Source organism: Polaromonas sp. P1_G2, from assembly GCF_056405515.1.
In genome coordinates this window covers 1-6,450 of the sequence record NZ_JBFUBY010000339.1, presented here as the reverse complement: position 1 = coordinate 6,450, position 6,450 = coordinate 1, and the positions used below count along the sequence as shown (strand labels likewise).

At 64.8% G+C, this 6,450-nt stretch carries 6 protein-coding genes; 4 read left to right on the top strand and 2 right to left on the bottom strand.

Going from position 1 to position 6,450, the window contains the following annotated elements:
* The 4 genes from AC1D0P_RS23035 to AC1D0P_RS23020 all read left to right on the top strand — a co-directional run.
* Positions 1-878 (top strand): hypothetical protein (locus AC1D0P_RS23035; RefSeq protein WP_477678870.1); only part of this gene is annotated, 878 nt, incomplete at its 5' end.
* Between the two features lie 168 nt (positions 879-1,046).
* Positions 1,047-1,385, top strand: a complete 339-nt coding sequence (locus AC1D0P_RS23030) for a hypothetical protein (RefSeq protein WP_477654477.1) — start codon at positions 1,047-1,049, stop codon at positions 1,383-1,385.
* A gap of 227 nt (positions 1,386-1,612) precedes the next feature.
* Positions 1,613-2,563: an ABC transporter substrate-binding protein gene (locus AC1D0P_RS23025; protein ID WP_477678869.1), complete on the top strand. Its 951-nt coding sequence runs from the start codon at positions 1,613-1,615 to the stop codon at positions 2,561-2,563.
* 240 nt (positions 2,564-2,803) lie between these two features.
* The gene (locus tag AC1D0P_RS23020; protein WP_477678868.1) at positions 2,804-3,958 is read left to right on the top strand and encodes an ABC transporter substrate-binding protein; all 1,155 of its coding nucleotides are present in this window, start codon (positions 2,804-2,806) and stop codon (positions 3,956-3,958) included.
* 72 nt (positions 3,959-4,030) lie between these two features.
* Here the strand turns inward: AC1D0P_RS23020 and AC1D0P_RS23015 are convergent, their stop codons facing one another.
* Both AC1D0P_RS23015 and AC1D0P_RS23010 read right to left on the bottom strand, forming a co-directional pair.
* A complete protein-coding gene (locus AC1D0P_RS23015; protein ID WP_477678867.1) occupies positions 4,031-5,317 on the bottom strand; it encodes a solute carrier family 23 protein in 1,287 nt (428 codons plus the stop codon).
* Between the two features lie 155 nt (positions 5,318-5,472).
* Positions 5,473-6,372 carry a LysR family transcriptional regulator gene (locus AC1D0P_RS23010; RefSeq protein WP_477678866.1) on the bottom strand — a complete coding sequence of 300 codons (900 nt, stop codon included), beginning with the start codon at positions 6,370-6,372 and terminating at the stop codon, positions 5,473-5,475.
* Positions 6,373-6,450 lie beyond the last annotated feature (78 nt).

The following is a 6,450-nucleotide window of genomic DNA, read 5'->3' as shown; positions in this document are numbered from 1 at the left end:
CATGGATCTCGCGGCGCGGCATTGCAGTGGTGTACGACGGAGAGGTCGATTTCGACCCGGGCTGGCGTCCGCGCAAGGCCGAGTTGCGCCGGCCGGGCTTCAGGCCGGCCACGGATCTGGCGCTGACCCGCCAGGGCCAGGAGGACCGCTGGGCCGCACGCATTCATGTCGGCGGGGGCACGGCGGATGGCGAAATCAGGCTTGACTTCCGCGCCGGCGGCCGCATGCACCTGCAAGGTGAGCTGCAGCCGAAGGACGTCGAGGTCGAAAGCATGCTGGCCGCCTTCAACCGCCGCTCCATCATCGCAGGCAAGGCCTCGGGCGAAACCACGTTGTCGGCCAACGGCGATACGGTGGGAGAGCTGGCGCGGTCGCTGCACACGCAGACGCCCTTCACCATCGGCAAGTCCACCTTGCTGCGCTTTGACCTGGACAAGGCGGTGCGCAGCGCCGGCAAGGAGCACGACGGCCAGACGCCGCTCGATTCGGTCACCGGCCGGCTCGACACCCAGAACACGCCGCAGGGCATGGTAGTCACGTACACGGACCTCAAGGCGGCATCAGGCTCGCTGACCGCGTCGGGCCAGGCCAAGGTCGCCAACCGCCGGATCGAGGCCGAGTTCGCCGTCGACCTGGTGGACGGCATTGTCGGTGTCCCGCTCAGCGTCAGCGGCCCGCTGGACAACGTCGCATTCTCCGTGCCCAAGGGCGCCATCGCGGGCGCCGTGGTCGGCACGGCCGTATTGCCGGGCGTGGGCACCGCCATAGGCGCGCGTGTAGGTGCCACGCTGGGCAAGATCTTCAGCCCGGGGCCGGCGCCGCCCGCGTCCGCGCCACCGCCGGCCCGCGCGGCCAAGCCTCCCGCCAAGGCCCGTTGAGCACCTGGGAGGGGTGGATACCCTGTCCCGCCCCAATGCCTTTGCAAGCCCGCGCAGGCSGCAAACGCGTAAAATCGCCCCTGAATCCCGAGCGCCATTTGTAAGCCCTCGCTTTTGCACGGGCTCACCAGCGGCAACGATCCCGCACCATCCATCAAGGCCCTTGACATGCCACAGCAGCTACACGTCGTGCCCACGCCACTGGAACGAGCGCTTGACCAGAACGAGTCGGTGAAAGACACCGTGGAACAGTCGGCCGCCGAACTGCTGGTGATCAACACGGTGCTCAAACAGGAAGTCCCGCCGCATGTGCAGACCGGCGACGTGGCCCAGGCACTGAAAAAAACCGACGCGCTGGAAACCCGCATCCAGGAATCCGCCGAAGAYCTGGCCCAGGTCAACGAGGTGCTGGAGCAGCAGATCGATGAACGCGCCGACCTGGAGCGCGAACTCAGGGCCACCAAAGCCGCCCTGGCCAAGGCCACCGGCCAGTCTCCGGCACGGTAAGCGCGCAGCGCGCCGGGCCCTGCCCCGGCTTCACGCCGTCACAGCGCGGTCATCGCTGTGTCATCCATTTGTCAGGGTTTCTACCTAGAATCCTTGAGAGTTAAACGATTTACCTGCTGCTCTGCGCGTCGCCGCGCCGACTGGCGGGCCGTTTTTAGCCCGCAAGGCCGCACGGCCTTGTCCTCTCCGGCTTCACGGCCGTCCCCCTTTTGTTTTGGAGATTCGCGATGTTTCGCCGCCGCTTCCTTTCGTTCGCCCCTCAACTGGCTGCCCTTGCCGCTGCCCCCGCTTTCATCCGCAATGCCTATGCCCAGGACGGCCTGACCGCCAAGGCCATCACCATCGGCTGCACTGGCGCGACCAGCGGCCCGCTGGCTGGGGTGGGCGCCGAACTCAAACAAGGCGTGGACGCCGCCATGGGCCAGATCAACGCCAAGGGCGGTGTGAACGGCCGTACGCTGCAGTTCCAGATGATGGACGACGCCTATGTGCCGCAGCGCAGCGCCGACAACGTCAAGAAGATGATCGGCGACGGCAGCATTTTTGCGCTGATGTCCTGTATCGGCACGCCCAACAACACCGCCATCGTGCCGCTGATTGAAGAGTCCAACCTGCCTTACGTCGGCCCGCGCTCGGGCGCTTCGTCGCTGCGCAAGCCCGGCATGCGCAACGTGTTCCATGTGCGCGCCAGCTATACCGAAGAAACCCAGCGCCTGGTGCAGCGCATCGTGAGCATGGGCATCAAGGACCTGGCTGTGGTCTACCTGGACAACGACTACGGCAAGGAAGTGTTGATCGACGTCAACCGCGCGCTGCAGGCGCAGGGTGCGAAGGCCGCGGTCCAGGCGGCACTGGCCGTTGACGGCAAGAACCTCAATGACGTCGTCGGCCAGGTCGTCGCGGGCAAACCCGGCGCTGTGTTGCTGGGCACCGCCGGGTCGGCGTCCGTCGGCCTGATTGCCGCGCTCAAGAAGGCTTCGCCCATGCTGCCCATCGCGGGCCTGAGTGTCACGCTGGCGGGCGACGGCATCAAGGCGCTGGGCGCGGCCGGTTCCGGCCTGGCGCTGACCATGGTGTTTCCCGACCCGTACCGCGCCAAGCTGCAGGTCGTCCGCGACTACCAGGCCGCCATGCGCGCCACCGGCCAGCAGGAGTTCTCGCCTGTCAGCTTTGGTTAAACCCGGCACGCTGGGCTTAAAAAGGCCCGGCCGGTCCCATGGACTGGCCGGGCCTTTGCCATTTCCGGCTTTCGGCCAGACCAACGGCAGCGCGGCGTCGCCCAGCGGACAGGCCTGCGGCGGGTGATCATTTAGACTTAAAGTATTCGGCCGCCACGCGGCCGTTGTCCTGTATGGGGTCCGCGCGGCCCCGTCTTTTCTTTGGCCCGCCTGGCCGTCCCCACTCCGGAGATATTCGCGATGTTTCGCCGCCGCTTTCTTTCGTTCGCCCCTCAATTGGCCGCCCTCGCCGCCGCTCCCGCTTTCATCCGTACTGCCCACGCCCAGGAAGGCCTGAGCGCCAAAGCCGTCACCATCGGCTCTTCAGGCGCGCTGAGCGGCCCGCTGGCCGGCTTCGGCGCCGACCTCAAGCTCGGCGTGGAGGCCGCCATGGGCCAGATCAACGCCAAGGGCGGCGTGAACGGCCGCGTGCTGCAGTTCCAGATGGTGGATGACGCCTATGTGCCGCAACGCACCTCGGACAACGTCAAAAAAATGATAGGCGACGGCAGCGTCTTCGCGCTGATGTCCTGCATAGGCACGCCCAACAACGCGGCCATCGTGCCGCTGATCGAAGAGTCCAACCTGCCTTACGTCGCGCCGCTGACCGGTGCCTCCTCGCTGCGCAAGCAAGGCATGCGCAATGTGTTCCACGTGCGCGCCAGCTACACCGACGAAACCCAGCGCCTGGTGCAAAAGCTCGTGGGCATGGGCATCAAGGACCTGGCCATCGTCTACCTGGACAACGGCTTCGGCAAGGAAGTGCTGGCCGACGCCTTGCTGGCGCTGCAGGCCCAGGGCGCCAAGGCGGCCGCGCAGGTCGCGCTGGCCACCGACGGCAAGAACCTCAATGAGGTCGTGAGCCAGGTCAGCGCCGCCAAGCCCGGCGCCGTGCTGCTGGGCACGGCGGGCGCCGCCTCGGTGGGCCTGATAGCCGCGCTCAAGAAGTCCTCGCCCATGCTGCCGGTGGCGGGCCTGAGCGTCACGCTGACCGCCGACGGCCTCAAGGGGCTGGGCGCCGCCGCTTCGGGCCTGGCGTTGACCATGGTGTTCCCCGATCCCTACCGCGCCAAGTCCCAGGTGGTGCGCGACTACCAGGCCGCCATGCGCGCCATCGGCCAGCAGGAGTTCTCGCTGGGCAGCCTGGAGAGCTACGTCAACACCCGCGTGCTGGCCGAGGGCCTGGAGCGCGCCGGCCGCGACGTGACGCGCGCCAAGCTGCGCACCGCGCTGGGCAGCGTGCAGAAGTTCGACCTGGGTGGTTTTAGCGTGGACTACGCCCCCGCATCGCCCTTTGTTGGTTCCAAATTTGTGGACCTCGGCGTGCTCGGCGCCGCGGGGCGCTTTCTGGGCTGATTCCGCTACGGCATTCGTGAAAAAGCCCCGGCTGGTGCATGACCAGCCGGGGCTTTTTTTATGGGAGCCGGCTTAGCGTTTTCGATTCAGCAGCGCGTACAGCAGGATGGCGCCGAAGGTCGCCGTGCCTATGCCGCCCAGCGCGAACTGGCCGAAGCGCAGCGTGAAGTCGCCCGTGCCCAGCACCAGCGTGATGGCCGCGACGATGAGGTTTTTGTTGTCCGAAAAGTCCACCTTGTTGTCGACCCAGATTTTGGCGCCGGCCACGGCGATCAGGCCGAACACCACGATGCTCACGCCGCCCATCACCGGCAGCGGGATGGCCTGGATCAGCGCGCCGAACTTGGGGCTGAAGCCCAGCACCACGGCGATCAGCGCCGCCACCACGAAGACGGCGGTCGAGTAGATCTTGGTCGCAGCCATCACGCCGATGTTTTCCGCATACGTCGTCACACCCGTGCCGCCTGCCGTGCCCGAGACCATAGTGGCCACGCCGTCGCCGATAAAGGCCCGGCCCATGTAGGCGTCCAGGTTTTTGCCGGTCATGGCCGTCACTGCCTTGATGTGGCCCAGGTTTTCCGCCACCAGGATGATGGCCACCGGCGCGATCAGCAGCATGGCGCCCGCCTCGAACACCGGCGCCGTGAAGCCCGGCAGGCCGACCCAGGCCGCATTGGCGATGCCCGAGAGGTCCATAGGCTTGCCCAGCCCCAGGCCGTTGGTCAGCACGGCGTAGATCACGCTGGCGACGATCAGCCCGACCAGGATCAGCAGGCGCTGCACCATGCCGCGCGTCATTACCGCCACCAGGGCCACGCTGACAAAGGTCACCAGCTGCATCCACGCATCAAAGTTGCCGGCGGCCATGTTCTTGACCGGAATGCCGGCCAGGTTCAGGCCGATCACCGCCACCACCGCGCCCGTGACCACGGGCGGCATGAAGCGCTCTATCCAGCCCGTGCCTATGGACTGCACCACCACGCCGATCAGCGTGTACAGCGCGCCGCAGGCGATGATGCCGCCCAGCGCCACGCCCAGGTTGGCGTTGGGACCCTTGCCGGCATAGGCCGTGGCGGCGATCACCACGCCGATAAAGGCAAAGCTGGAGCCCAGGTAGCTGGGCACCTTGCCGCCGGTGACGATGAAGAAAATCAGCGTGCCGATGCCGCTCATGAGGATGGCGATGTTGGGATCGAAACCCATCAGGATGGGCGCCAGCACCGTGGCGCCGAACATCGCGATCACGTGCTGCACGCCCATCACCGCGGTCTGCGGCCAGGGCAGGCGTTCGTCGGGGCCAATGACGCCGCCCTGTTGCAGGATCGCGCTGCTTTTTTCGGTCCAGTCCAGCATTCCCATCATGTCTCCTCGTTATAAAAGTGAGGCAATGCTAGGGGGAATGCGCGTCTCGCACAAGAGCGGGTGTTCGCGACGGGCGGCTTTTCGGTGGGACCGTTCAACCCGGGTATGAAACMGTGTACAACCGTTAGCCCAACAGGTTGCGCCAGCGACTCTCAGGGCACTTTGGCCGCCAGATCCAGCAGAAAGCTTCGCACCAGTGGTGGTGCAGGTGAACGCCGCCGAATAGCCGTAAATCGGGACACCAGTGACATGCGCCCCGGCAAGAGTTCCACCAGGTCACCCCGTTCCACCCAGTGCGCTGCGTAATGCGCAGGCAAAAAACCAATACACCCTGCCGAAAGGATGAGGATGGCTTGTGCCTCCACATTGTCAACAGTGAATGCAGCGGCTTCCACCTTTAGCAAATCGAGGTCTTTACGCCTGAGGTATCCACGGGCTACGACGCGTTCGCTGCGGATACGCAGCATCAAGCTCTTGACAGAAACAGATTCGCCATCAAGAACCGCATGGCCGGCACTGCAGTAAAGGCCGTGCGGTTCGTCATACAAGGGTGTTCCGGTCAAGCCTGCCACCTGGAATGGAAAATGGCCAATGGCCAGATGCAGGCGGCCACTCAATACCCGCTGTTCAAGTTCGCTCGGGGATCCCACATAGACATGCACACCAACATCTTTGCCGCGTGCCAGGAACCGCTGCATTGCGAGTTTCAACGGAGAGGTGGTGTCAGTCACCGTGTTATCAATAAGCCCTAGATTCAAGGTGCCGGTGAGGGTCTTTTTGAGCTGATCGGCTTCCAGTCGAAAAATATCGATTGCTCCAAGCAATCGTTGCGACGCATCATGGATGGCACGCCCCTGATCGGTCAGGCGAAATCCACCCCTGCCACGCTCGCACAGTCTGGCGCCCAGGCGCACCTCCAGTTGGCTGATCTGCATGCTGATCGTCGATTGACCCACATTCAGCTCGGCCTGCGCGGCCGACAGTCCCCCGCAACGAACCACAGCGTCAAAGACGCGTAACAACCGTAGATCGACTTCGTGCAACTGCTTCATGGGTCCAGACCTTATTGGGTTTCGCAGCTATATGGAGCCCCAATTTAATGCAATGCACCAAATTGGAAACTTCAATGT

What these genes read in the sequence shown, in the direction of transcription:
- AC1D0P_RS23020 (WP_477678868.1), top strand. Translation starts at nt 2,804, where the DNA reads ATGTTTCGCCGCCGCTTTCTTTCGTTCGCCCCTCAATTGGCCGCCCTC.
- AC1D0P_RS23025 (WP_477678869.1), top strand. Translation starts at nt 1,613, where the DNA reads ATGTTTCGCCGCCGCTTCCTTTCGTTCGCCCCTCAACTGGCTGCCCTT.
- AC1D0P_RS23015 (WP_477678867.1), bottom strand. Translation starts at nt 5,317, where the DNA reads ATGGGAATGCTGGACTGGACCGAAAAAAGCAGCGCGATCCTGCAACAG.
- AC1D0P_RS23010 (WP_477678866.1), bottom strand. Translation starts at nt 6,372, where the DNA reads ATGAAGCAGTTGCACGAAGTCGATCTACGGTTGTTACGCGTCTTTGAC.